The sequence below is a fragment of the Streptomyces sp. NPDC003691 genome (assembly GCF_053981115.1).
On the sequence record NZ_JBSFNQ010000045.1, the window covers coordinates 23647 to 46970 of the forward strand.

Consider the following 23324-nt stretch of genomic DNA (forward strand, 5'->3'; position numbering starts at 1 on the left):
TACGGCCCCGATGATCATGTTCCGGCCGCGGCCGGGACGGGGTGTCGGCGGCGAACCGTAGACTTCAGGTCCGCACACCCACCAGGAACAGCAGTCATGAGTGTCGTACCCCGACCGGCCCCGTCGCCGGAAGAGTCCGCCTTCCGGCCGCCCGAGGGCCGGCGCCATATGATCGTCAGGCGTGCCCTGACGCTGGCGGTCATCCTGCTGCTGATCGGTGTTCCGGCCGGGTATCTCGTCGTCTCCGCGGAGCAGAGCCGCGCCAGTGGCCGCGACAAGGTGGCGGAGTCCTCGTCGACGGGTCTGCGGGACGCCTGGCCCTCCCAGATGAAACGGCGGATCTTCGAGGTGCCGATTCCGCGCGGCTCCCAGAAGGTGTCCTACTACGAGACCAGCAACTGGCGGACCAGCCGGCTCTTCGTGCAGTTCTCCACGACCCCCACCGGTCTCGACGAGTTCCTCGGCGCCATCGGCGCCGACCGGACCGCCCTTCAGCCCGGGGTGCCGACGATCAGCGCCAAGGACGCCGCGACCGTGGGCTGGAACTTCATCCCGGGGGAGCGGGCCTGGTCCGGGCTGGTCCACCCCAGGGACGAACCCCGCCCCAGCCAGCACATCGTCGTCGACGAGACGCTGCCGCTCGCCCCGCGGATCTACGTGGTGTCGGCCACGACGCCCTGAGACGTCCCGGCCGCGAGGCCCCGTTTCCCGGGCCGCCGGCCTCGTCGGGGGAGACCGTCCGGGGTCGCTCCGGAGCCCCCGGAACCGGCGGAATCCGGCCGATCGCGGGTGCGTCGACCGCCGTCGGCGGGGCCACCCGCCGGGGTGATGAGAGGGGGGCCGCCCACCCCGTGGCCGTCCGGTCACTACGGTGGACCGGGTGAGTGAGACGCAGACGCCCGAACAGAGCCCTGAACCCGGTGCCGAGGAGAGCCCTGAGCAGTCCCCCGAGCAGACGCCCGAACGGGCATCCGAGCAGCCGCCCGGGCCGGACCTCCGGCCGATCCCGGAACCGGAGCCCGGGCCGGAGTCCGGGCCGAAGCCCGCGCCGGACGCCGAGGTGGACCCGGGCCCGGACCTGAACCCGGACCCGGACCCGGACCTGAACCCGGACCTGAACCCGGATCCGGAACCCGAGTCCGGATCCGACCCGGGATCCGGCTCCGCTCCCGGGGGCGCCCCGGCAGCCCTTCTCCAGTACCGGATCGACGGACCCGACGACGCGCCCGTGCTGGTCCTCGGCCCGTCGCTGGGGGCGACCTGGCATATGTGGGACCGGCAGGTCGCCGATCTGTCCCGCGAGTGGCGGGTGTTCCGCTACGACCTGCCGGGACACGGCGGGGCCCCCGCCGAGCCGGTGGACTCGGTCACCGGGCTCACCGACCGGCTGCTGGCCACCCTCGACGCCGTCGGAGTGCAGCGCTTCGGCTACGCGGGCTGTTCCATCGGCGCCGCGGTCGGCCTCGACCTGGCCCTGCGCCGGCCGGACCGGGTGGCTTCGCTGGCGCTGGTCGCCGCCTCGCCCCGGTTCGGCACGGCCGACGAACTCCGCAGCCGCGGCGTGATCGTCCGGACCAACGGTCTGGAGCCCGTCGCCCTGGGCGCCCCCGCCACCTGGTTCACCGGAACCTTCGCCGCCGCCCAGCCCGCGATCGTCGAGTGGGCCGTCCAGATGGTCCGCACCACGGACCCCGCCTGCTATATCGCGGCCTGCGAGGCGCTCGCCGCCTTCGACGTCCGCGCCGAGCTGGGCCGGGTGCCGGTCCCGGCCCTGGTGCTGGTGGGCTCCGACGACCAGGTGACCGGTCCCGGCGAGGCCCGCACCCTGGTCGCCGGGATACCGGACGCCCGGCTCGCGCTGGTGCCGGGGGCGAGCCACCTCGCCCCCGTGGAGCAGCCCGCGGCCGTCACGGACCTTCTCGTACGGCACTTCTCCGCCGCACCGCAGGACACCCTCACGGCCATCCCCGTCCAGCCGCCGGCGGCCGTGCCCGCGGCCCCGGCCGCCCCGCCGGCCGACGCGGCGGCGGACGCCGTGCCCGCCGGAACCGCGGCGCCGGAACCCGGCGGGCGCCCCGATCCGTACGAATCCGGTATGAAGACGCGCCGGGAGGTGCTCGGCGACGCCCATGTCGACGCGGCCACCGCCGGCGACGACGAGGACTTCACGGCCGATTTCCAGGAGCTGGTCACCCGCTACGCCTGGGGCGAGGTCTGGAACCGGGAGGGCCTCGACCGGCGCACCCGCAGCGTGGTCACGATGACGGCGCTGGTGGCCGGGGGACATCTGGACCAGCTGGCGGTCCATGTCCGGGCCGCGCTGCGCAACGGGCTCACGCCCGGCGAGATCAGGGAGATCCTCATCCAGACGGCCGTGTACTGCGGGATCCCGGCGGCCAACGCCGCATTCGGGGTGGCCCGGGCCGTCGTACGGGAGGAGACCACTCCGCGGCCGTAGCAGGATGGGCCCATGAGGCTCACGAAGAAGTTGCACTCCTGCGTACGGCTCGAAAAGGACGGGGCCGCCCTCGTCGTGGACCCGGGCGCGTTCTCCGAGGAGGACGCCGCCGCCGGGGCGGACGCGGTGCTGATCACCCATGAGCACCCCGACCACTACGACGAGGGCCGGGTCCGCGCCGCGCTGGAGGCGGGTGCCGAGGTGTGGACCCTGCGGAGCGTCGCGGAGACGCTCACCGCGGCCTTCCCGGGCCGGGTCCACACCGTCGGCCACGGCGACACCTTCACCGCGGCGGGCTTCGAGGTGGAGGTCCACGGCGAACTGCACGCGGTGATTCACCCGGACCTCCCCCGGATCACCAATATCGGCTTTCTGCTCGACGGTTCGGTCTTCCACCCCGGCGACGCGCTCACCGTGCCCGACCGGCCGGTGGACACGCTGATGCTGCCGGTGATGGCACCCTGGAACAAGATCTCCGAGGTCGTGGACTACGTCCGGGAGGTGTCCCCGCGGCTGACCGTGGACGTCCACGACGCCCTCCTCACCGATCTGGCCCGCCCGATCTACGACCGCCACATCACCAACCTGGGCGGCGCCGCCCACGAACGCCTGGCCCCCGGCGATACCCACACCTTCTGACCCACGGGCCCCATGTGCCGCCGGGCGCCGGAGGCGCGGGGAACCGCGCGACCGGCTCCCCGCCGCCCGCCGCCCGGCCGGGCACGGAGCCCCCTCCGCCGCCCCGCGGGGGAAGGTGCCGGGCCCCCGAGGGGTCACGCGCCCCGCACCCGCGGTGGACCGGGACCGGCCCCCTCCACCCCCGCGGAGCACATAGGCTTCGGGTATGCGCATCGCCACCTGGAACGTCAACTCCGTCACCGCCCGCCTCCCCCGACTCCTCGCCTGGCTGGAGAGCAGCGGCACCGACGTGCTGTGCGTCCAGGAGACCAAGTGCACGGCGGAGCAGTTCCCCGCCGCCGAGCTGCGGGAGCTGGGCTACGAGTCCGCGGTCGTCGCCGACGGCCGGTGGAACGGTGTCGCGCTGGTCTCCCGGGTCGGCCTCGACGCGGTCGTGTCGGGGCTGCCCGGCGGCCCGGCGTACGACGGCGTCCAGGAGCCCCGGGCCGTCTCGGCGACCTGCGGCCCGGTGCGGCTCTGGTCGGTGTACGTGCCCAACGGCCGCGAGGTCGGCCACCCCCACTACACGTACAAGCTCCAGTGGCTGGACGCGCTGCGCGCCGCGGTCGCCGAGGACGCCGCCGGCAGCGTCCCGTTCGCGGTCCTCGGCGACTACAACATCGCCCCGGCCGACGACGACGTATGGGACCGGGCCGTCTTCGAGGGCAGCACCCATGTCACCGAGCCCGAGCGTGCCGCCCTGGCCGGACTCCGGGAGACCGGTCTGGTCGATGTGGTGCCCCGCCCGCTCAAGTACGACCACCCGTACACGTACTGGGACTACCGCCAGCTCGCCTTCCCGAAGAACCGGGGCATGCGCATCGACCTGGTCTACGGCAACCAGCCCTTCGCCGCCGCCGTCAAGGACGGCTATGTGGACCGCGAGGAGCGCAAGGGCAAGGGTGCTTCGGACCACGCCCCGGTGGTGGTGGACCTTGAGGTCTGAGCGGCGGTCGCCGGAGTCCGGGCGGGCGGCATCCGCCCGCGGCCCCGCACCCGCCCGCGGCCCCGCACCCGTCCGCGGCCCGGTACCCGCGGCCCACGCGCCCGGACCGGGGAATTACCCGCCGATCCGGGTGATCACCGTTGCGCGTCCTGTGGTGTGTGCCCAGGGGAAGATGCGAGGCTTAGTGGTATGAACATCCCTTTCCTGGACAACTGGCTCAAGAGGCAGGGTCCCGGGGCCCGGAGTGCCGTGGCGGGGGCGGCCGACGACCCCGAGCGCGCGGCGGCGATCGCCGAACTGTTCGCCGAGTGCGAGCTGCTGCGGGTCCGGGTCGGCCGTATGGGGCTGGAACTGGACGATTCCGCGGCCTCCTTGTCCGCCCTGGACCAACTGCCGCCGCGCTGGCGGGACGACCCCGAAGAGCTGCCGTGGATCGGCAACGACGCCGGGCTGTACCTCGGGACCGTGATCGTCCGGACCGTGCCGGGCGCCTCCTGGTTCGTCTGGCCCGGCGGCCACCCCGTGGTGCGGCTGGCGTCCGGCCGGGAGATCGGTGTGGTGGAGGCCGGGCTCGACTGGGCGGTCAACGGGGCGCCGGAGCTGTCCCAGGTCTATGCGGAAGCCGCCGAGGCCTGAGGCGTACCACCGCGCCTCGACGCGCGGGCGGTTTGCGCATTCCGTCGTTCCGTCGCGGGATCACCTCCCGTACATGAGCTGATATATAGCCAATAAATACGGCTTATGCCCCTTTTATGCGTGTCGCTCGCGAAGTCCCTTTTGGGGTGGATAGTTTGCGCTGACCTCGACACAGCAACCAGTGGGGGCAGCGTATGGCCGTCGTCGATCCGTTGATCGAGCTTCGGGACGTCAACAAGTACTACGGGCAGTTGCACGTCCTGCGGGACATCAACCTCTCGGTCGGCCGCGGAGAGGTGGTCGTGGTGATCGGCCCGTCCGGCTCGGGCAAGTCGACGCTCTGCCGGACGATGAACCGGCTGGAGACCATCGAGTCCGGCACGATCACCATCGACGGACAGCCGCTCCCCGAGGAGGGCAAGGGCCTCGCGCGGCTCCGCTCCGACGTCGGCATGGTCTTCCAGTCCTTCAACCTCTTCGCGCACCGCACCGTCCTGGACAACATCTCCCTCGCCCCGCTGAAGGTCCGCGGCCGCCGCCGCGAGGAGGCCGAACGCCGCTCGCGGGAGCTGCTCGACCGGGTCGGACTCGCCTCCCAGGCCGACAAGTACCCGGCCCAGCTCTCCGGCGGCCAGCAGCAGCGCGTGGCCATCGCCCGCGCTCTCGCCATGGACCCCAAGGTGATGCTCTTCGACGAGCCGACCTCGGCCCTCGACCCCGAGATGATCAACGAGGTCCTGGAGGTCATGCAGCAGCTCGCCCGGGACGGGATGACCATGGTCGTGGTCACCCACGAGATGGGCTTCGCCCGCTCCGCGGCCAACCGGGTCGTCTTCATGGCCGACGGCAGGATCGTCGAGGACCGCACCCCCGAGGACTTCTTCACCCACCCGGAGAGCGACCGCGCCAAGGACTTCCTCTCCAAGATCCTCAAGCACTGACGGGGGGACGGTCATGCCGCGACGTACACCCACTGCTCCCACTGCTCCCGCTAATCCCGCTGCTCCCCCCGGTCCCGCCCGCCGGCCCGGCGCCCGGCCGTACCGCCGCGTCCTGCCGGCCCTCCTCCTCGCCCTGGCCGCCGTGCTCGCCACGGCGTGCGGCAAGGAGGGCAGCCCGCCGGTCAAGGGCCCGCAGCCGGAGACCCTCCCCGTCTACCCGGTCAACACCGGCTTCCAGCTCCCCGACTCCCCGACCTGGCGCCGCGCCGAGAAACGCGGCTACCTCACCGTCGGCGCCAAGGAGGACCAGCCCTACCTCGGCGAGAAGGACCCCGCCACCGGCATCTACTCCGGCTTCGACATCGAGATCGCGAAGATGGTCGCGGCCTATCTCGGCTTCGACCCGGCGGGCATCCACTTCCGCACCATCGCCTCCGCCAACCGGGAAACCGCCCTCCAGAACGGCCAGATCGACTACTACGTCGGCACCTACACCATCAACGACATGCGCAAGAAGCTCGTCGGCTTCGCCGGTCCCTACTTCATGGCCGGGCAGTCGCTGCTGGTGCGCACCGACGAGAACGATATCCACGGCCCCCAGGACCTGGACGGCAAACGCGTCTGCTCCGCCACCGGCTCCACCCCCTACCAGCGGATCAAGGCCGACTACCCCAAGGCGGTCCTGGTCGGCTACGACACCTACTCCATCTGCGTCGACAACCTCCTCACCTACCAGGTGGACGCCGTCACCACCGACGACGCCATCCTCATCGGCTATGCCGCCAAGGCCCCCGACGAGCTGAAGGTGGTCGGCAAACCCTTCTCCCAGGAGCCGTACGGCATCGGTGTACCGCGCTCCGACAACGCCCTGCGCTTCGCCATCGACGACGCCCTCGCGGCCGGTGAGAAGAACGGCCAGTGGAAGCAGGCGTACGACGCCACCCTCGGCCTCTCCGGGGTGCCCGCACCCCAGCCGCCGCCCATCGACCGCTATCCGGCGAGCTGAGGAGGAGACCCCGGCGCATGGACGTACTGACCGACAACATCTCCCTCTACTGGCAGGGCTTTCTCGGCACCGTCGAGCTGACCTTCTACTCCTCGGTGCTCGCGCTGCTGCTGGGCTTCCTGATCGCGGCCTTCCGGGTCTCGCCGGTCGGCTCGCTGCGCGCCTTCGGCACGGTCTGGGTGACCGTCCTCCGCAACACCCCCCTCACCCTGCTGTTCTTCGCCGTCGTCCTCGGACTGCCACGGTTCGGGATCGTGCTGCCGTTCGAGCTGTTCGCGATCCTCGCCCTCGGCTGCTACACCTCCGCGTTCATCTGCGAGGCGCTCCGCTCCGGCATCAACACCGTGCCCAAGGGCCAGGGCGAGGCCGCCCGCAGTCTCGGCATGTCCTTCGGGCAGACCCTGCACACCGTGGTGCTGCCCCAGGCGTTCCGCAGCGTCATCCCGCCGATCGGCTCCACCCTGATCGCGCTGGCGAAGAACTCCGCGATCGCGGGGGCGTTCAGCGTCACCGAACTCCTCGGCACCTACAAGACGCTGAGCGAGCTGGGCTACAACATCATCTGGTCGTTCGTCTGGATCGCCGTGGGCTATCTGATCATCACTCTGTCCATCAGTGCGCTCTTCCATGTGCTGGAGAAGCGCTACGGAGTCGCCCGATGACCGATTCCACCGCCCTCTACGACATCCCCGGCCCGCGCACCCGGCAGCGGCACCGGCTCTACGGGATCGCCGCCACCGTCGCCATCGCCGCGCTCATCGGCTGGGTCGTCTATCTGCTCTTCGACACCGGCCAGTTCACCGCGGCCAAATGGACGCCCTTCGAGTACAAGGGCATCCAGGAACTGCTCCTCCAGGGGCTCGGCAACACCCTGAAGGCGTTCGCGTACGCGGCGGTCCTCTCGCTCGTCCTCGGCGGGATCCTGGCGACCGGACGGCTCTCCGAACACCGGCCGGTGCGCTGGGTCGCGACCCTGCTCGTGGAGTTCTTCCGCGCCATGCCCGTACTGGTGATGATCTTCTTCATCTTTGTGGCGCTCAAGGTCCAGCCGCTGCCCGCGCTGGTCGCCGGGCTGACCCTCTACAACGGCTCGGTACTCGCCGAGGTCTTCAGAACCGGGGTCAACGCCGTCGACCGGGGCCAGCGGGAGGCGGCGTACGCGCTCGGCATGCGCAAGACCCAGGTCATGACCTACGTCCTGGTGCCGCAGGCGGTACGGGCGATGCTGCCCGCGATCATCAGCCAGCTCGTGGTGGCCCTGAAGGACACCTCCCTGGGCTATCTCATCACCTACGAGGAGTTCCTCCACGCGGGCAAGCTGATCGCCTCGAACCTCGACTACGACCTGCCGTTCATCCCGGTCGTCATGGTGATCGCGCCCATCTACATCGGGCTCTGCATGCTGCTGTCCTGGTTCGCCAACTGGGTGGCGAAACGCCAGCGCCGCAGCCCGAAGACCGAGGCGGTGGACGTCGCCCCCGCCGAACCCGGGACGCTGCTGCCCGGGGGCCCCGGCGGCCCGCCGGCGCCCGGAGCACCCTAGGGAGACCACTTGGGACCACCGGGGCGGTCGCCGATGGGCAGCGCTCCCTTCCCCCGGTACGACCCCGGCGGCAGCCGGTGATCACTCCTCGGCCGACGGCCGCGGTACGCACCCGGTGCGTACCGTACGCGCCGTACGTCCTGTGCGCGTCCCGCGCGCGGACGAGGAGAAGGTCAGCCGCCGCCGGGGCCGGCCGGGCCGGGACCGCGCCCGGAGGACGCCCCGTACCGCAGGAGCGGTGCCCGTGCCGCACGGGCGGCCGGCACGGGTGCCGCTCCCCCTGACGGCCCGCGGGAGGCGGTCAGGTCGTCTCTTTCGGATCTTGCCGGGCTCCCTAGGCCCCGTCACCGCCGGAGCCGTCGCTCTCGCGCCCGGTCCCGGCCGGGCGCGGGGCCAGGGCGACGGCGGTGACATCGGCGACCAGCTCCACCACATCGGGGCCGTACGCCGCCGAACTGACCACCTTCAGCAGCAGACAGAACGGACCCTTCCGGTACTTCCTGGCCAACTCCCGCTGGTGCCGGGCGAGATACCGGGCCGCGGCCTGGTTCCCGATCGACTGCTGACCGCAGAAGAGGAAGACGGGCCGCCCCTCCTCGCCGGGCGTCAGCCGCGCCAGCAGGACGTACTCGGCGACCCCCTGCTCGGAGCGGTACACCTCCGCGCCGATCCGGAACGCGCCCCGGACCCCCGGGCCCGCGGAGTCCGGGAGGATCTCCAGGCCCGGCAGCAGATTCGCCAGATGGGCGGCCGTCCGCTGGTTGGAGACCGGCCCGCCGACACAGAACTCGGACTGCTCGCCCACGCCCCGGCGGTCCGCGTCGTGCCAGATCACCTGGGCCCGGGCCCCGCAGTCCTTGATCAGCGCGGCGAGTTCGAGCAGCGCGAACACATCGGGGCGCCGTACCGAACCGTCCCGTCCGGCCTCCCGGTTGACGACCAGCAGGGCCTCCGAGTTCGCCGGAAGCCCGAAGAAGTCCCGGGTCCGGCGGAGGGACCGGCGCCACCGGTAGGTACGGGCCAGCCAGCCCACCAGCGCACTGATCCCGGCGGCGGTCAGCCCGAGAACGATATTGCGTATGTCGTCGTTCACCCGGCGCATGCTACTTCCGCCACCCCGCCGAACGGCAGCCCCGGCCTGCCCTGATCCCAGGCGCCCGAGGGCGCCGTTCGGCCCGGCGGGCCAGGTGCCGCCTCAGTACTCGGGAGGGCTATTTTATGCCTTTGTGTACGGTTGGTCTGTGATGATCAAAGAGAGCGAACCGCGCAGCCTCGGCCGTCCTGCTCCCGAAGCACGCTTGCAATTCGGGACGGAACTGCAGGAGGTCGGTGGCGGGCCGCGGCGCCGCCTGCTCTTGATCGACGATGCGCCTGCCTTCGAACTCAGCTTCTTCTGCGGAACGTGCCCGTTCCTGTTCCGCCGGCTGGAAGGCGCGAACGAGAAGCTGTCCCTCGAGAACATGCAGGATCGGCTGACCGGAGCCCTGGCCGATCCGGATGACGGCGGCGTGATCGAGGCGTTCGGTGCGCTGCTGCCGGAGGGCGAGTACCTTCCACTGCTGCTGGAGGTGGAACCCCGGCTGGTCGTCCCCGGCGCGGAGGGCGACTACTTCAGCGGCGAACAGGTCGCCGCATGGGGGGTCGACCAGTTCTGGGGCCTCCCGGAGTACCCGCACACCTCGTATTACCGGACCTTTGAGACCGCGGTCGACGCGGACGCCCACCTCTATGAGTTCGTCGTGCCCATGGTCCCCCCGACGTGGAACGACAGGGAGCGGGTCGAGGAGTACGTCAGGCTCATGGAGCTGGGCACCGTCCCGACCGCGGTGGCGCTCTCCACGCTGGACGTGTGCCGGTCCGCCCTCGGCCTGGGGGACGACCCTGCCGCGCACTGGGGCCTGACCCACTTCCTCCTGGACGGCCACCACAAACTAGAAGCCGCCGCCACGGCCGGTCGGCCGGTGCGGCTCCTCTCCCTTCTGGCCTTGGGCGAGAGCCTTGCCGGAGCGGACGATGCGGCCCGACTGCCCGCACTGCGCGCCCGGCCCCGCTCTGCTCGAACGACCGGCACCTGAACCCCCGCACCGTCCCCGCGAGCCCCCGGCACCGGGACCGGCGGTCCTGACGGGGGACGGTGCGGCCGCTAGGTTGGGCGGACTGGTGTCGACTGGAGGTTCGTTCGGATGCGTCTGCGCCGCTCCACCGCACGGAACATCGCGCTCCTGGCCGCTACCGCGGCCGTCGTCTCGCTCGGCGCGGCCGCCCCGCCCGCCGATTCCCCGTCCCGGTCCGGCGGTTCGCCCGGCAGCCCCCCGGCGCCCGTGAAGTCACCGGTCGCCGTCGGCTACGGCGGTGCCGTGGCCAGCGTCGACGCGGACGCCTCCGCCGCCGGGATCGAGGTCCTGCGCGGCGGCGGCAACGCCGTCGACGCGGCCGTCGCCACCGCCGCCGCCCTCGGCGTCACCGAGCCCTACTCGGCAGGCAGCGGCGGAGGCGGCTACTTCGTCTACTACGACGCGCGCACCCGCACCGTCCACACCGTGGACGGCCGCGAGACCGCGCCCCGCTCGGCCGACGCCTCCCTGTTCCTGGAGAACGGCCGGCCCATCCCCTTCGACCAGGGCCAGACCAGCGGGCTGGGCGTCGGTACCCCCGGCACCCCGGCCACCTGGGAGACCGCCCTGCGTTCCTGGGGCAGCCGCCCCCTCGCGCCATTGCTGAAGCCCGCCGAGAGACTGGCCCGGCAGGGATTCGCCGTGGACGCGACCTTCCGCGCCCAGACCGAGGCCAATCAGGCGCGGTTCGCCGACTTCCCGGCCACCGCCGAACTCTTCCTGCCCGGTGGGGCGCTGCCCGTGGTCGGCTCCACCTTCAAGAACCCCGACCTCGCCCGTACCTACCGGGAGATCGCTCGGGAGGGCGTGCGGACGCTGTACCGGGGCGAGATCGCCGAGGACATCGTCGACACCGTCCGCAAACCCCCCGTGGCCCCCGGCGCCACCCGGATCGTCCGCCCCGGCGATCTGACCGCCGGTGACCTGAGGGCGTACGAAACGGTGCGCCGCGCCCCGACGAAGATCTCCTACCGGGGGCTCGACGTCTACGGCATGGCGCCCTCCTCCTCCGGCGGGACCACCGTCGGCCAGGCGCTGAACATGCTGGAGGGGACCGATCTGTCGAAGGCGTCGCAGTCCGCGTATCTGCACCGGTTCATCGAGGCCAGCCGGATCGCGTTCGCCGACCGCGGGCGTTGGGTCGGCGACCCGGCGTTCGAGCCGGTGCCGACGAAGGAACTGCTGTCGCAGCGGTACGCGGCCGGCCGGTCCTGCCTGATCAGGGACGACGCGGTGCTCACCAGCCCGCTGGCGCCCGGTGACCCGCGGAATCCGGTGCCGTGCGGCGCCGGCGGGACGGCCGTGCCGACCACGCACCAGGGCGAGACCACCACGCATCTCACGGTCGCCGACAAATGGGGCAATGTCGTTGCTTACACCCTGACCATCGAGTCCACCGGCGGCAGCGGTATCACCGTCCCGGGGCGCGGCTTCCTGCTGAACAACGAGCTGACCGACTTCTCCTTCGCCCCGGCGAACCCGGCGGTCCACGACCCGAATCTGCCGGGCCCCGGCAAGCGCCCCCGCTCGTCCATGTCCCCGACGATCGTCCTGGACGACGGCCGCCCGGTGCTGGCGCTCGGCTCCCCGGGCGGGGCGACCATCATCACCACCGTCCTCCAGACCCTGACGAGCCGTCTGGACCGGGGGCTGCCGCTGGTGGAGGCGATCGCCGCACCGCGCGCCAGCCAGCGCAACCAGACCACCACCGAACTGGAACCGGCCCTCTGGAACAGCCCCGTCCGGGCCGAACTGGAGCGTATCGGGCACGGCTTCCGGCAGAACCCGGAGATCGGCGCGGCGACCGGTATCGAACGGCTCTCCGACGGCCGCTGGCTGGCCGCGGCCGAGAAGACCCGCCGCGGCGGCGGCTCGGCGATGGTGGTCCGCCCGAGCGGCCGCCCGTAGCCGCCGGCTCCCGGCGGCCCGGGTGCGGCCGTCGGTGCCGCTCGGCTCGGCGGGCCCGGGGCGCCGTGCCACGCCGAAGGGCGCCGCACGGCACGGCGCCCGGCCGCCGGTCACCCGCGGGCGGTCCGCGGGCGCCCGGCGGCCGGGTACCGGACGTACCACCGGTGCCCGGCGCCGTGTTCGTCCACGGGACGAGACCTCCCCGTACGGGCGTACTCCATCCGGCTCCCCGTACGGAACCGCCGGAGCGGACCAACCGGCGCACGGTTCGCCGTACTTGGGGCGCGGCCGGCGCGAACGGGCGTACGGCAGGGGGGATCGGTCGTCACCGGGAGCGGGTAAGGACGGTTTTCCGCGCGGTATCCGTACAGATCCGCTCAGAAAGGCGCCCCAGCCATGCATGTTCGTACCCTCGCCCTCGCCACCGTCTGCGGAGCGTCCCTGCTGGCGGGGGCCGCGGTCCCCGCCCCGCCCGCGACGGCGACCCCGGCGCAGGCCCCGCCCCGCCCCGCGACGGCAAAGGCGAAGGCCGTCGGCGCCGCGGACCTCCTCGCCAGGACCCGGACCTGCGACCGGATCTCGCGGGGGAAGTACCGCAAGGACGCGGGCGCCAAGGCGACCGTGCCGGTATGCGCGACCGGCGGCGCGGTCCACTGGAAGGCGGACCTGGACATTGCCTGCGACGGCCGCAAGAGCACCCGGTGCAACCGGAAGACGGATCCCTGGTTCCTCCCGGACACCGCGTTCCACCAGTCCGACGGCAAACCACTCGACGCGGCGAGCCTGCCGTACGTGGTGGTCCCCGCGCCCAGCACGATCTGGAAGTACCCCGACGCGGGGATCCGCGGCGGCGGGGTCGTCGCCGTCGTCCACGGCAACCGGGTGCGGTACGGGGTCGTCGGCGACACCGGCCCCGCGAAGATCATCGGCGAGGCGTCCTACGCCATGGCGCAGTCGCTCGGAATCGACCCCGACCCGGTCTCCGGCGGGGTGTCCGGAGGCGTGACGTACGTCTTCTTCCCCGGCTCGCGGGCCCGTCCGATCGAGAGCCGCGCCGCCGCCGTCCGGCTCGGCGAGCAGCTGGCCCGGGAGTTCGTCGCCGCAGGCTGACCGGCGGGCCGAACGGCGGGGGTCGGCCGTGGGCGGTCGCGGGTCGGCGCCAGGTCCGGTGGTGGGCCCGCAGGCCGGCCACGGGCCGCCCCGGCATCGGGCCGTAGCCCGGTCATGGGCCCGCCGGCCGCCGAGGGTCCGGAGACGGGCCTGCCGCGCACCGGCCCGGGCCGGTCGGTGCCGGTCGCGTCCGGCCGGTCGCGTACGAATCCGGGCACCCGGCACCGTCCCCGGATCGGTCGCGCCCCGGATCACCTACGGTCCCCGGCCGCCGCCGCGGGACCCCGCGGCCGCGCTACAGCGCCGTCAGGACGCGCGGGCCCGAGGCCGTGACCGCGACCGTGTGCTCCGCGTGGGAGGCGCGGCTCCGGTCCAGGGTGCGGACCGTCCAGCCGTCGCGGTCCGTATACGTGTGGTCCGTGCCGGAGGCCGTCAGCATCGGTTCGATCGCGAACACCATGCCCGGACGCAGCACCATGCCGCGCCCCGCCCGGCCCTCGTTCGGGATGCCGGGGTCCTCGTGCATGCTGCGGCCGATGCCGTGGCCGCCGAAGCCCTCGGGGATGCCGTAGCCCGCGGCGCGGCAGACCCTGCCGACGGCATGGGCGATATCGCCCACCCGGTTGCCCGGGACGGCGGCCGCGATGCCCGCGGCGAGCGCCTCCTCGGCGGCGGCGATCAGCCGGGTGTCCTCCGGCCGGGCCCGGCCCACGGTGAAACTCACGGCCGCGTCCCCGGCCCAGCCGTCGAGCAGGGCGCCGCAGTCGAGGCTGACGAGATCGCCGTCGCGGAGCCGGTAGCCGTCCGGGATCCCGTGCACCACCGCGTCGTTGACGGAGGCGCAGAGCACCGCCGGGAAGGGGACGGGAGCCCAGGAGGGGTGGTAGTCGAGGAAGGGCGATCCGGCGCCCGCGCCGTCCAGGACGGCCCGCGCGACCCGGTCCAGCTCGGTCAGCTCCACCCCGACGACGGCCGCGTCCCGGGCCGCCGCGAGGGCCTGTGCCACGATGCGGCCGGCGGCCCGCATCGCTTCGATCGACTGTTCGGTCTTGATTTCTACCATGCCAATTACTATACCGGTCGATGGAGCGTCTCCGGTATTAGAATGACGGCATGGTTCGTACCCCACTCACTCCCGAAGAGCGTGAACGCGGCGAGCGGCTCGGCCGGCTCCTGCGCGAGGCGCGCGGCCCCCGCAGCATGGTGGAGGTGGCCGCCGAGGCCGGGATCTCCGCCGAGACCCTGCGCAAGATCGAAACCGGCCGTGCCCCCACGCCCGCCTTCTTCACCGTCGCGGCGCTCGCCGCCGTCCTCCGGCTGTCGACGGACGAGCTGGCGGCGGCCTGCACCCCGGCGGCCGTCCCGTAGGGCGGCCGGGCGCGGCGACGCGCGAAGCCGGGGCACCCGGTCCGCCCCCGGCCCCGGCGGCGTAGGCTCGGACCGTGACCGCCGTCGAGGACATCGCGCCCGCCCGCTATCTCAGCCTGACCACGTTCCGCCGGGACGGGACCGGGGTCGCCACCCCGGTCTGGTTCGCCGAGGACGGCGGCAGGCTCTACGTCTGGACCAACAGCGACTCCTGGAAGGTCAAGCGGCTCGGTCGCGACCCGCGGGTCACGGTCGCGGTCTGCGACGTCCGCGGCCGGATCGCCGACGGCGCCCCGAGCGCCGAGGGCACCGGTGAACTGCTGGACCAGGAGGGGACGGTGCGGGCCCGCAATCTGATCGCCCGCAAGTACGGCTGGCAGTTCCGGGCCATCGACTGGCCGGCCCGGCTGTTCCGCCGCGGCAAGACCCCCCACACGGGCATCGCCGTCACCCTGGAACAGCCCGCGCCCACGGCCTGACCCCGGACGGCGGGCGCCACCGACTCCCGGCGCACCGGCTGCGGCGGAGCGGCCGGACGGGCTCCGCGCCGCGCCCGGCCCGTACCCGGCCCGTACCCGACCCGGCCCGGCCCGCGCGTATCGCGTACGCCCTCCGCCGGGCCCGGGCCCTGACCTTGCCGCCGCCCGCTTAGGCCCCCCGGCGCGTTCCGCCCGGCTCCCGCCGCCCCGGCGGCCTCCGCCCTCCCCTCTCCCCGCGGACAGCGGCCGGCGGACAGCGGCCGGCGGACCGCCGGGCGGGTGAATCGCGATCGACTCCGCGGGTTGGCTGCAATGGTCTTGCCCCGGTGTGTGACGAGGCTTACGTTCTCCATCTACGTTCCGCGTCTACGTGCGTAGAGGCGATGCGCCGATGCCGGGTGCCGCCCGGCCGAAGGAGCAGCCCATGGCCCCAGTCGTACGCGCCGCCCTGGTCCAGGCGACCTGGACGGGCGACACCGAGTCGATGATCGCCAAACACGAGGCCCATGCCCGTGCGGCCGCCGAACGGGGTGCCCGGGTGATCGGGTTCCAGGAAGTCTTCAACGCGCCCTACTTCTGCCAGGTGCAGGAGCCCGAGCACTACCGCTGGGCGGAGCCCGTCCCGGACGGCCCGACCGTCCGGAGGATGCGGGAGCTGGCCCGGGAGACCGGCATGGTGATCGTGGCGCCCGTCTTCGAGATCGAGGACTCGGGCTTCTACTACAACACCGCCGCCGTGATCGACGCCGACGGCAGCTATCTCGGCAAGTACCGGAAGCACCACATCCCGCAGGTCAGAGGCTTCTGGGAGAAGTACTACTTCCGGCCGGGCAATGCGGGCTGGCCCGTCTTCGACACCGCGGCCGGCCGGATCGGCGTCTATATCTGCTACGACCGGCACTTCCCCGAGGGCTGGCGCCAACTGGGCCTCGCCGGGGCACAGCTCGTCTACAACCCGTCCGCCACCTCCCGCGGCCTCTCCGCCCACCTCTGGAAGCTGGAGCAGCCCGCGGCCGCCGTCGCCAACGAGTACTTCGTCGCCGCCATCAACCGGGTCGGCCGCGAGGAGTACGGCGACAACGACTTCTACGGCACGAGCTACTTCGTCGACCCGCGCGGACAGTTCGTCGGTGAGGTTGCCGACGACACGGCCGAGGAGCTGGTCGTCCGCGATCTCGACCTCGGGCTGATCGACGAGGTGCGGCAGCAGTGGGCCTTCTACCGCGACCGGCGGCCCGACGCCTACGAAGGGCTGGTACGGCCGTGAACCACACCACCGGCGCCGCCACCGGGCGTCCCGCCGCCTCCGCCGTCCCGCCCGCACCCCGGCCCCCGAACCCGCTCCACGAACGCCATCGCGCCGTCCTCCCCGACTGGCTGGCGCTGTACTACGCCGACCCGCTGGAGCTGAGCCACGGCGAGGGCCGGTACGTCTGGGACAGCGAGGGCAACAGATACCTCGACTTCTTCGGCGGCATCCTCACTACCATGACCGCCCACGCCCTGCCCGAGGTCACCAAGGCCGTGAGCGAGCAGGCCGCCCGGATCGTCCACTCCTCCACGCTCTATCTCAACCGGCCCATGGTGGAGCTGGCCGAGCGGATCGCCGCCCTCTCCGGGATCCCCGACGCCCGGGTCTTCTTCACCACCTCCGGCACCGAGGCCAATGACACCGCCCTGCTGCTGGCCACCGCCTACCGCGGCTCGAACCAGGTCCTGGCGATGCGCAACAGCTACCACGGCCGCTCCTTCTCGACCGTCGGCATCACCGGCAACAGCGCCTGGTCGCCGACCGGCCTCTCCCCGCTCCAGACCCTGTACGTGCACGGCGGGGTGCGTACCCGGGGCCCGTACGCCCACCTCACCGACGCCGAGTTCACCGACGCCTGCGTCGCGGACCTGGAGGACCTCATCGGCCAGGGCCGCGTCCCCGCCGCCCTGATCGCCGAACCCGTCCAGGGCGTCGGCGGCTTCACCTCACCGCCCGACGGGCTGTACGCCGCCTTCCGCGAGGTGCTCGACCGGCACGGGGTGCTGTGGATCTCCGACGAGGTCCAGACCGGCTGGGGCCGTACCGGCGACCACTTCTGGGGCTGGCAGGCCCACGACCGCAACGGCCCGCCGGACATCGTCACCTTCGCCAAGGGCATCGCCAACGGGATGTCCGTCGGCGGGGTGATCGCCCGCGCGGAGATCATGAACACCGTCGACGCCAACTCCATCTCCACCTTTGGCGGTTCGCCCGTCACCATGGCCGCCGGTCTGGCCAACCTCTCCCATCTGCTGGAACACGACCTCCAGGGCAATGCCCGCAGGGTCGGCGGACTGCTGATCGAACGGCTGCGGGCCGTCGCGGCCGCCGTACCCGCGGTCCGGGAGGTCCGCGGCCGGGGCCTGATGATCGGTATCGAGATCGTCCGGCCCGGGAGCGACGAGGCCGACCCGGCGGCGACCACGGCCGTCCTGGAGGCCGCCCGCGCGGGCGGCCTGCTGATCGGCAAGGGCGGCGGCCACCACTCCAGCGCCCTGCGGATCGCACCGCCGCTCTCCCTGACCGTCGCCGAGGCCGAGGAGGGCGCGGCGATCCTCGAAGGGGCCCTGCGCGCCCTCTGAGACCGCCCGGCCCCGCCACCCCGGACCGGCCCCCATCCCGTCCCGGCCCCGCACCCCGGACCGGCCCCGGCCGAAGACCGTCCGTCACCCAACCATCCCTCACCGAACCGTCCGTCACCCAACCGTCCCGTACGCAAGGGAGCGCCCGCCATGAGCAGTACCCGCACCCTGATCCGCGGCGGACTGGTGGTCACCGCCGCCGAAGAGACCCATGCCGACGTCCTGATCGAAGACGGGCGGATCGCCGCCCTCGCCGCCCACGGCTCCGGCGCCGCCGGGGCCTGGACGGCCGACCGGGTCATCGACGCCACCGGGAAGTACGTCGTCCCGGGCGGAGTCGACGGCCACACCCATATGGAGATGCCCTTCGGCGGCACCTACGCCTCCGACACCTTCGAAACCGGCACCCGCGCCGCCGCCTGGGGCGGCACCACCACCATCGTCGACTTCGTCGTCCAGTCCGTCGGCCGCTCACTGCGCGAGGGCCTCGACGCCTGGTACGCCAAGGCCGACGGCAACTGCGCCATCGACTACGGCTTCCATATGATCCTCTCCGATGTCACCGAGAGGTCCCTGAACGAGATGGACCGGCTGGTCGAGGAGGGCATCACCTCCTTCAAACTCTTCATGGCCTACCCCGGCGTCTTCTACAGCGACGACGGACGCATCCTCCGGGCCATGCAGCGCGCCGCCGGGAACGGCGGGCTGATCATGATGCACGCGGAGAACGGCATCGCCATCGACGTCCTCGTCGAACAGGCCCTGGCCGCCGGGCACACCGACCCCCGCTACCACGGCGAGGTCCGCAGGGCCCTGCTGGAGGCCGAAGCCACCCACCGGGCGATCCAGCTGGCCCGGGTCGCGGGCGCCCCGCTCTATGTCGTGCACGTCTCGGCCCAGGAGGCGGTCGCCGAACTCACCACCGCCCGGGACCTCGGCCTCCCCGTCTTCGGCGAGACCTGCCCGCAGTACCTCTTCCTCTCCACCGACGACCTCGCGCGCCCCGGGTTCGAGGGCGCCAAGTACGTGTGCAGCACCCCGCTGCGCCCGGTGGACCACCAGGCGGCGCTCTGGCGCGGGCTGCGCACCAACGACCTCCAGGTCGTCTCCACCGACCACTGCCCGTTCTGCTTCACCGGCCAGAAGGAGCTGGGGCGCGGGGACTTCTCGAAGATCCCCAACGGGCTGCCGGGGGTGGAGCACCGGATGGACCTGCTCCACCAGGCCGTGGTGGAAGGACATATCAGCCGCCGCCGGTGGATCGAGATCGCCTGCGCCTCCCCGGCGCGGATGTTCGGCCTCTATCCGAAGAAGGGCACGATCGCACCGGGCGCCGACGCGGACGTCGTGGTCTACGACCCGCACACCGAGCAGGTCCTCTCCGCCGAAACCCACCATATGAACGTCGACTACTCGGTGTACGAGGGCAAGCGGATCACCGGACAGGTGGAGACCGTGCTCTCCCGGGGCGAACTCGTCGTCGACCGCCGCAGCTACACCGGCCGGGCCGGCCACGGGACCTTCCTCGCCCGCGCCACCTGCCAGTACCTGTAAGCCCGGCACACGCACGCACGCAACACGCAGCACACAGCAAGGAGCCGTCCCATGGACTTCGGCCTGGTATTGCAGACCGACCCGCCCGCCTCGGAGGTCGTCGGCCTGATGGAACGGGCCGAGCGCAACGGCTTCCGCTACGGCTGGACCTTCGACTCGGCGGTGCTCTGGCAGGAGCCGTTCGTCATCCACAGCCGGATCCTGGCGGCCACGGAGAAGCTGATCGTGGGCCCGATGGTCACCAACCCCGGCACCCGCACCTGGGAGGTGACCGCCTCCACCTTCGCCACCCTCAACGACATGTACGGCAACCGCACGGTCTGCGGCATCGGCCGCGGCGACTCCGCGATGCGGGTCGCCGGACGCAGGCCCAACACCCTCGCCAGGCTGGGCGAGGCCGTCGACGTCATCCGCGACCTCGCCGAGGGCCGCGAGGCCGTCGTCGACGGCAGCCCGGTCCGCATCCCCTGGATCCGGGACGGCAGGCTCCCCGTCTGGATGGCCGCGTACGGACCGAAGGCGCTGGCCCTGACCGGACGGAAGGCCGACGGGTTCATCCTCCAGCTCGCCGACCCCTATCTCACCGAGTGGATGATCCGTGCCGTACGGGAGGCGGCCGAGCAGGCCGGCCGGGACCCGGACGCCCTCACCATCTGCGTGGCGGCCCCCGCGTACATCGGCGACGACCTGGCCCACGCCCGCGACCAGTGCCGCTGGTTCGGCGGGATGGTCGGCAACCATGTCGCCGACCTGGTGGCCCGCTACGGCGAGCACTCCGGGCTGGTGCCCGAGGCCCTCACCTCGTACATCAGGTCCCGGCACGGCTACGACTACAGCCACCACGGCCGCGCCGGAAACCCGTCCACCGACTTCGTCCCCGACGAGATCGTCGACCGCTTCTGTCTGCTGGGCCCAGCCGAGGCCCATATCGAGAAACTCCGGACCCTGCGCGACCTCGGGGTCGACCAGTTCGCCGTGTACAACATGCACGACGCCCGCGAACACGTCATCGACGTCTACGGTGAACACGTCATCCCGGCGCTCGCCGATTGACACCGTCCGCGGCGCGGGCACCGATGCCCGCGCCAACCGCACGGCCCCGTACCCCCGGACGGCGCTCCGACAGCGAGAGGCAGACCATGGCCCAGGAAGCACAGCGTCCCGCGGACGCCTCCGGTACCTTCCGGATCGGCGGCGACCTCCCCGTCAACCGGCTCGGCTACGGAGCGATGCAGCTCACCGGCCCCGGCGTCTGGGGACCGCCGAAGGATCCCGCCGAAGCCGTACGGGTCCTGCGCCGCGCCGTCGAGCTGGGCGTGAACCTCATCGACACGGCCGACTCCTACGGCCCCTTCGTCAGCGAACAGCTCATCCGCGAGGCACTCCACCCCTACCCGGCGGACCTGGTGATCGCCACCAAGGGCGGCTTCGCCCGCTCGGGCCCGGACGCCTGGCAGCCCCTGGGCCGGCCGGAGTACCTGCGGCAGCAGACCGAACTGAGCCTCCGTCACCTCGGTGTCGAGCGCATCGACCTCTACCAGCTGCACCGCATCGACCCCAAGGTCCCCCTGGCCGACCAGCTCGGCGAGCTGCGCCTGCTCCAGCAGGAGGGCAAGATCCGCCATATCGGACTCTCCCAGGTGACGGTCCCGCAGCTCGACGAAGCCCGTACGATCGCGGACATCGTCTCCGTACAGAACCTGTACAACCTCGCCGACCGGGGAGCCGAGGACGTACTGGACTACGCCGAACGGGAGAACCTGGGCTTCATCCCCTGGTTCCCGATGGCCACCGGCCGTCTGGCCCGCGCGGGCGGCCCGCTCGACACCCTGGCGAAGACCCACGGCGCGACCCCCTCCCAGCTCGCCCTGGCCTGGCTGCTGCGCCGCTCACCCGTCGTCCTCCCCATCCCCGGCACCTCCCGGGTTGCCCACCTGGAGGAGAACCTCCACGCCGCCCTGCTCACCCTGGACGACGCCGCCTACGAGGAACTGGGTGACACCGCGCTGGAGTCGTGACCGGCGGGGTCCGGTGCCGGCCGCGCCTCCGGCGGCCGAGGCCCCGTGAGGTCCCTGCGGAGCGGTAAATCCGTTGCCCCCACCGGCCGGTTCGGCGAGAGTCCCCGTATGGACAACGGACGGAACAGGCACCGGGGTGTGGACGCGCTCTTCTCGAACGGGCGGCTGACAGCCGTGCCGCGGAAGGTGGCGCGGCGGCGGGAGTTGCTGGAGCATCTGGCCGGGACGCTCTTCGACACCGGGCGGGAGTACGGGGAGAGCGAGGTCAACGAACGGCTCGGCCGGGTGTACGACGACCATGCCGCCCTGCGGCGGTATCTGGTGACCGAGGGACTGCTCCGGCGGAGCCGGGACGGGCGGGCCTACTGGCGGGACGCCCCCGCCGACGCCGCGGCCTAGAAGGGCCGCGGCGTCGGGTCCGCGGCGCTCCGGTCGCACTCGCCGGGCCCCGGCACTGCATCCTTCGGCCTACCCCTCCCTCCACCCCGGGCAGGACGCGACCCGGCCCGCCCCGGGGGACGCTGGAGGCATGAAGAACGCCGTGCTCGAAATCGTCGGATGGGTGGCCGGGATCCAAGGGGCCCTGGGAGCGGGAGGGCTGCTCTTCGGGGACGGCCCCTGGGGAGTCGTCCACCAGTACTGGGATCTGTCCGTCGCCGGGTACATCGTGCTGCTCGTCGCCGGGATCCTGCTCGTCGGCGCCGCCGAGGTGGGGAAGCACCGCAGCAGAGTGTGAGCAGCGGGTACCCCGGCCGGTGGCGGGGCCTCAGGGGACCCGGGCCGTCCACTCCTCGGACGCGAACTTCGTCCGGACCAGCTCCCTGGCCAGCGCCAGTTCCTCGTCGGTGACCTTGCCCGCGGTCAGCCCGTACCGCCCGCGGAACGAGTCGATCATCCGCTCGATCACCGTCTCGCGCGGCAGCCCGGTCTGCCGCCGCAGCGGGTCCACCCGCTTCTTCGCGCTCTTCGTGCCCTTGTCCGAGAGCTTCTCCCGGCCGATGCGGAGCACCTCGGTCATCTTGTCGGCGTCGATGTCGTACGCCATCGTCACATGGTGCAGCACCGCGCCCGGGCCGCCGTCGGGGCCGACCATCCGCTTCTGCGCGGCCCCCGCCACCTTCCCGATCTCCGTCGCGATGTCGTTGAGCGGCTGGTACCACGCCCGGATGCCCATATCGCCGAGGGCCCCGAGGACCCAGTCGTCCAGATAGGCGTACGAGTCGGCGAAGGACAGCCCGGAGACCAGCGAATCGGGCACCGAGAGGGAGTACGTGATGGTGCTGTGCGGCTCCGCGAACATCGCGCCGCCGCCGGAGATCCGCCGGACCACCGTCACCCCGTGCCGGGCCGCGCCCTCCGGGTCGACCTCGTTGCGCAGGGACTGGAAGCTGCCGATGATCACGGCGGGGGAGTCCCACTGCCAGACCCGCAGGGTCGGCGGCCGCCGGCCGGCCGCCACCTCGGCCGTGATCACCTCGTCCAGCGCCATATGCAGGGCGGGCGGCTGCGGCGGCTCGTGGACGAGCTGCCAGTCGTAGTCCCGCCAGTCGGTGGCCTGCGCGAGCGCCCGGCGCACCGCCACGGCCACCGACTCCGCGGTGAACCCGAACAGCACCGCGGACGGCGGCAGCGCCGCCTCGATCCGGGCCCGCAGTCCGGCGGTGTCCGTATCCGCCGGGGCGCCCTCCAGCGCCGCGTCGATCCCGGTGATGGCGTCGTCCGGCTCCAGGAAGAAATCACCGCTGACCCGGACGTCCTTCAGTCTGCCGTCCGCCACGTCCAGATCGACGACCACCAGCTTGCCGCCCGGGACCTTGTACTCTCCGTGCACCGCACACCCACTTGCCTCTGCCTGGCCTTGCCCGCGCCACCGGTCCCGCAGGTCCGGGACGTGCGCGGGCCTCCTTCCGGACAACGGCTCCACCGGAGGGGATGTTCCCCGGCCGGCAGGC

Annotated in this window: 24 protein-coding genes; 21 read left to right on the forward strand and 3 right to left on the reverse strand. The window is 72.4% G+C overall.

Features of this window, described 5'->3' with window-relative positions; genetic code table 11:
* The first annotated feature begins 96 nt into the window (after positions 1-96).
* From ACWDR0_RS21205 to ACWDR0_RS21245, 9 genes are all read left to right on the forward strand, one after another.
* A complete protein-coding gene (locus ACWDR0_RS21205) occupies positions 97-681 on the forward strand; it encodes a hypothetical protein (RefSeq protein WP_456353271.1) in 585 nt (194 codons plus the stop codon).
* 547 nt (positions 682-1228) lie between these two features.
* The gene (gene pcaDC, locus ACWDR0_RS21210) at positions 1229-2458 is read left to right on the forward strand and encodes a bifunctional 3-oxoadipate enol-lactonase/4-carboxymuconolactone decarboxylase PcaDC (protein WP_456353310.1); all 1230 of its coding nucleotides are present in this window, start codon (positions 1229-1231) and stop codon (positions 2456-2458) included.
* Between the two features lie 12 nt (positions 2459-2470).
* On the forward strand, positions 2471-3097 hold the full coding sequence (locus ACWDR0_RS21215) for an MBL fold metallo-hydrolase (RefSeq protein WP_456353272.1): 627 nt from the start codon (positions 2471-2473) through the stop codon (positions 3095-3097).
* Between the two features lie 205 nt (positions 3098-3302).
* Positions 3303-4082: an exodeoxyribonuclease III gene (locus ACWDR0_RS21220; RefSeq protein WP_456353273.1), complete on the forward strand. Its 780-nt coding sequence runs from the start codon at positions 3303-3305 to the stop codon at positions 4080-4082.
* Positions 4083-4271: 189 nt separating this feature from the next.
* On the forward strand, positions 4272-4718 hold the full coding sequence (locus ACWDR0_RS21225; RefSeq protein ID WP_456353274.1) for a DUF6278 family protein: 447 nt from the start codon (positions 4272-4274) through the stop codon (positions 4716-4718).
* A gap of 194 nt (positions 4719-4912) precedes the next feature.
* Positions 4913-5659 (forward strand): amino acid ABC transporter ATP-binding protein, encoded by a 747-nt coding sequence (locus tag ACWDR0_RS21230; protein WP_456353275.1) that lies wholly within the window; start codon positions 4913-4915, stop codon positions 5657-5659.
* A gap of 13 nt (positions 5660-5672) precedes the next feature.
* On the forward strand, positions 5673-6665 hold the full coding sequence (locus ACWDR0_RS21235) for a glutamate ABC transporter substrate-binding protein (RefSeq protein WP_456353276.1): 993 nt from the start codon (positions 5673-5675) through the stop codon (positions 6663-6665).
* A gap of 17 nt (positions 6666-6682) precedes the next feature.
* Entirely contained in the window at positions 6683-7327 is a 645-nt protein-coding gene (locus ACWDR0_RS21240; RefSeq protein WP_456353277.1) for an amino acid ABC transporter permease, read from the forward strand.
* Entirely contained in the window at positions 7324-8208 is an 885-nt protein-coding gene (locus ACWDR0_RS21245; RefSeq protein ID WP_456353278.1) for an amino acid ABC transporter permease, read from the forward strand. The genes ACWDR0_RS21240 and ACWDR0_RS21245 overlap by 4 nt, the downstream gene beginning before the upstream one ends.
* A gap of 334 nt (positions 8209-8542) precedes the next feature.
* Here the strand turns inward: ACWDR0_RS21245 and ACWDR0_RS21250 are convergent, their stop codons facing one another.
* On the reverse strand, positions 8543-9301 hold the full coding sequence (locus tag ACWDR0_RS21250) for a hypothetical protein (RefSeq protein WP_456353279.1): 759 nt from the start codon (positions 9299-9301) through the stop codon (positions 8543-8545).
* A 151-nt stretch (positions 9302-9452) separates the two neighbouring features.
* Here ACWDR0_RS21250 and ACWDR0_RS21255 point away from each other — a divergent pair, with 151 nt between their 5' ends.
* The 3 genes from ACWDR0_RS21255 to ACWDR0_RS21265 all read left to right on the forward strand — a co-directional run bounded on the left by ACWDR0_RS21255 (position 9453) and on the right by ACWDR0_RS21265 (position 13340).
* On the forward strand, positions 9453-10283 hold the full coding sequence (locus ACWDR0_RS21255; protein WP_456353311.1) for a hypothetical protein: 831 nt from the start codon (positions 9453-9455) through the stop codon (positions 10281-10283).
* Between the two features lie 114 nt (positions 10284-10397).
* On the forward strand, positions 10398-12230 hold the full coding sequence (gene ggt, locus ACWDR0_RS21260) for a gamma-glutamyltransferase (RefSeq protein ID WP_456353312.1): 1833 nt from the start codon (positions 10398-10400) through the stop codon (positions 12228-12230).
* Positions 12231-12626: 396 nt separating this feature from the next.
* Positions 12627-13340, forward strand: a complete 714-nt coding sequence (locus ACWDR0_RS21265) for a glycoside hydrolase family 75 protein (protein ID WP_456353280.1) — start codon at positions 12627-12629, stop codon at positions 13338-13340.
* Positions 13341-13635: 295 nt separating this feature from the next.
* Here the strand turns inward: ACWDR0_RS21265 and map are convergent, their stop codons facing one another.
* Positions 13636-14403: a type I methionyl aminopeptidase gene (gene map, locus ACWDR0_RS21270; RefSeq protein ID WP_456353281.1), complete on the reverse strand. Its 768-nt coding sequence runs from the start codon at positions 14401-14403 to the stop codon at positions 13636-13638.
* A gap of 50 nt (positions 14404-14453) precedes the next feature.
* Here map and ACWDR0_RS21275 point away from each other — a divergent pair, with 50 nt between their 5' ends.
* The 9 genes from ACWDR0_RS21275 (at position 14454) to ACWDR0_RS21315 (ending at position 22108) form a co-directional block, all read left to right on the forward strand.
* Positions 14454-14708 carry a helix-turn-helix domain-containing protein gene (locus ACWDR0_RS21275; protein ID WP_456353282.1) on the forward strand — a complete coding sequence of 85 codons (255 nt, stop codon included), beginning with the start codon at positions 14454-14456 and terminating at the stop codon, positions 14706-14708.
* Between the two features lie 74 nt (positions 14709-14782).
* Positions 14783-15187 (forward strand): PPOX class F420-dependent oxidoreductase, encoded by a 405-nt coding sequence (locus tag ACWDR0_RS21280; protein ID WP_456353283.1) that lies wholly within the window; start codon positions 14783-14785, stop codon positions 15185-15187.
* A 424-nt stretch (positions 15188-15611) separates the two neighbouring features.
* Positions 15612-16454, forward strand: a complete 843-nt coding sequence (locus ACWDR0_RS21285; RefSeq protein WP_456353284.1) for a nitrilase-related carbon-nitrogen hydrolase — start codon at positions 15612-15614, stop codon at positions 16452-16454.
* A gap of 110 nt (positions 16455-16564) precedes the next feature.
* Positions 16565-17800, forward strand: a complete 1236-nt coding sequence (locus tag ACWDR0_RS21290) for an aspartate aminotransferase family protein (RefSeq protein ID WP_456353313.1) — start codon at positions 16565-16567, stop codon at positions 17798-17800.
* 150 nt (positions 17801-17950) lie between these two features.
* Positions 17951-19354 carry a dihydropyrimidinase gene (gene hydA / locus ACWDR0_RS21295; protein WP_456353285.1) on the forward strand — a complete coding sequence of 468 codons (1404 nt, stop codon included), beginning with the start codon at positions 17951-17953 and terminating at the stop codon, positions 19352-19354.
* Between the two features lie 51 nt (positions 19355-19405).
* On the forward strand, positions 19406-20407 hold the full coding sequence (locus ACWDR0_RS21300) for a TIGR03842 family LLM class F420-dependent oxidoreductase (protein WP_456353286.1): 1002 nt from the start codon (positions 19406-19408) through the stop codon (positions 20405-20407).
* An 86-nt stretch (positions 20408-20493) separates the two neighbouring features.
* Positions 20494-21372, forward strand: coding sequence for an aldo/keto reductase (locus tag ACWDR0_RS21305; protein ID WP_456353287.1), 879 nt, complete (start codon positions 20494-20496; stop codon positions 21370-21372).
* A gap of 108 nt (positions 21373-21480) precedes the next feature.
* Complete coding sequence (locus ACWDR0_RS21310) at positions 21481-21771, forward strand: DUF2087 domain-containing protein (protein WP_456353288.1); 291 nt, start codon at positions 21481-21483, stop codon at positions 21769-21771.
* Positions 21772-21901: 130 nt separating this feature from the next.
* A complete protein-coding gene (locus ACWDR0_RS21315) occupies positions 21902-22108 on the forward strand; it encodes a hypothetical protein (protein WP_456353289.1) in 207 nt (68 codons plus the stop codon).
* Positions 22109-22138: 30 nt separating this feature from the next.
* Here the strand turns inward: ACWDR0_RS21315 and ACWDR0_RS21320 are convergent, their stop codons facing one another.
* Positions 22139-23203 carry a lipoyl protein ligase domain-containing protein gene (locus tag ACWDR0_RS21320; protein WP_456353290.1) on the reverse strand — a complete coding sequence of 355 codons (1065 nt, stop codon included), beginning with the start codon at positions 23201-23203 and terminating at the stop codon, positions 22139-22141.
* Between the last annotated feature and the right edge of the window lie 121 nt (positions 23204-23324).

Excerpts from the sequence above, each read along its gene's own strand:
- ACWDR0_RS21300 (WP_456353286.1), top strand. The coding sequence starts at position 19,406 with ATGGACTTCGGCCTGGTATTGCAGACCGACCCGCCCGCCTCGGAGGTC.
- ACWDR0_RS21235 (WP_456353276.1), top strand. The coding sequence starts at position 5,673 with ATGCCGCGACGTACACCCACTGCTCCCACTGCTCCCGCTAATCCCGCT.
- ACWDR0_RS21255 (WP_456353311.1), top strand. The coding sequence starts at position 9,453 with ATGATCAAAGAGAGCGAACCGCGCAGCCTCGGCCGTCCTGCTCCCGAA.
- ACWDR0_RS21205 (WP_456353271.1), top strand. The coding sequence starts at position 97 with ATGAGTGTCGTACCCCGACCGGCCCCGTCGCCGGAAGAGTCCGCCTTC.
- ACWDR0_RS21240 (WP_456353277.1), top strand. The coding sequence starts at position 6,683 with ATGGACGTACTGACCGACAACATCTCCCTCTACTGGCAGGGCTTTCTC.
- hydA (WP_456353285.1), top strand. The coding sequence starts at position 17,951 with ATGAGCAGTACCCGCACCCTGATCCGCGGCGGACTGGTGGTCACCGCC.
- ACWDR0_RS21315 (WP_456353289.1), top strand. The coding sequence starts at position 21,902 with ATGAAGAACGCCGTGCTCGAAATCGTCGGATGGGTGGCCGGGATCCAA.
- ACWDR0_RS21310 (WP_456353288.1), top strand. The coding sequence starts at position 21,481 with ATGGACAACGGACGGAACAGGCACCGGGGTGTGGACGCGCTCTTCTCG.
- ACWDR0_RS21230 (WP_456353275.1), top strand. The coding sequence starts at position 4,913 with ATGGCCGTCGTCGATCCGTTGATCGAGCTTCGGGACGTCAACAAGTAC.
- ACWDR0_RS21245 (WP_456353278.1), top strand. The coding sequence starts at position 7,324 with ATGACCGATTCCACCGCCCTCTACGACATCCCCGGCCCGCGCACCCGG.
- ACWDR0_RS21305 (WP_456353287.1), top strand. The coding sequence starts at position 20,494 with ATGGCCCAGGAAGCACAGCGTCCCGCGGACGCCTCCGGTACCTTCCGG.
- ACWDR0_RS21285 (WP_456353284.1), top strand. The coding sequence starts at position 15,612 with ATGGCCCCAGTCGTACGCGCCGCCCTGGTCCAGGCGACCTGGACGGGC.
- ACWDR0_RS21275 (WP_456353282.1), top strand. The coding sequence starts at position 14,454 with ATGGTTCGTACCCCACTCACTCCCGAAGAGCGTGAACGCGGCGAGCGG.
- ACWDR0_RS21215 (WP_456353272.1), top strand. The coding sequence starts at position 2,471 with ATGAGGCTCACGAAGAAGTTGCACTCCTGCGTACGGCTCGAAAAGGAC.
- ACWDR0_RS21225 (WP_456353274.1), top strand. The coding sequence starts at position 4,272 with ATGAACATCCCTTTCCTGGACAACTGGCTCAAGAGGCAGGGTCCCGGG.
- ACWDR0_RS21265 (WP_456353280.1), top strand. The coding sequence starts at position 12,627 with ATGCATGTTCGTACCCTCGCCCTCGCCACCGTCTGCGGAGCGTCCCTG.
- ACWDR0_RS21220 (WP_456353273.1), top strand. The coding sequence starts at position 3,303 with ATGCGCATCGCCACCTGGAACGTCAACTCCGTCACCGCCCGCCTCCCC.
- map (WP_456353281.1), bottom strand. The coding sequence starts at position 14,403 with ATGGTAGAAATCAAGACCGAACAGTCGATCGAAGCGATGCGGGCCGCC.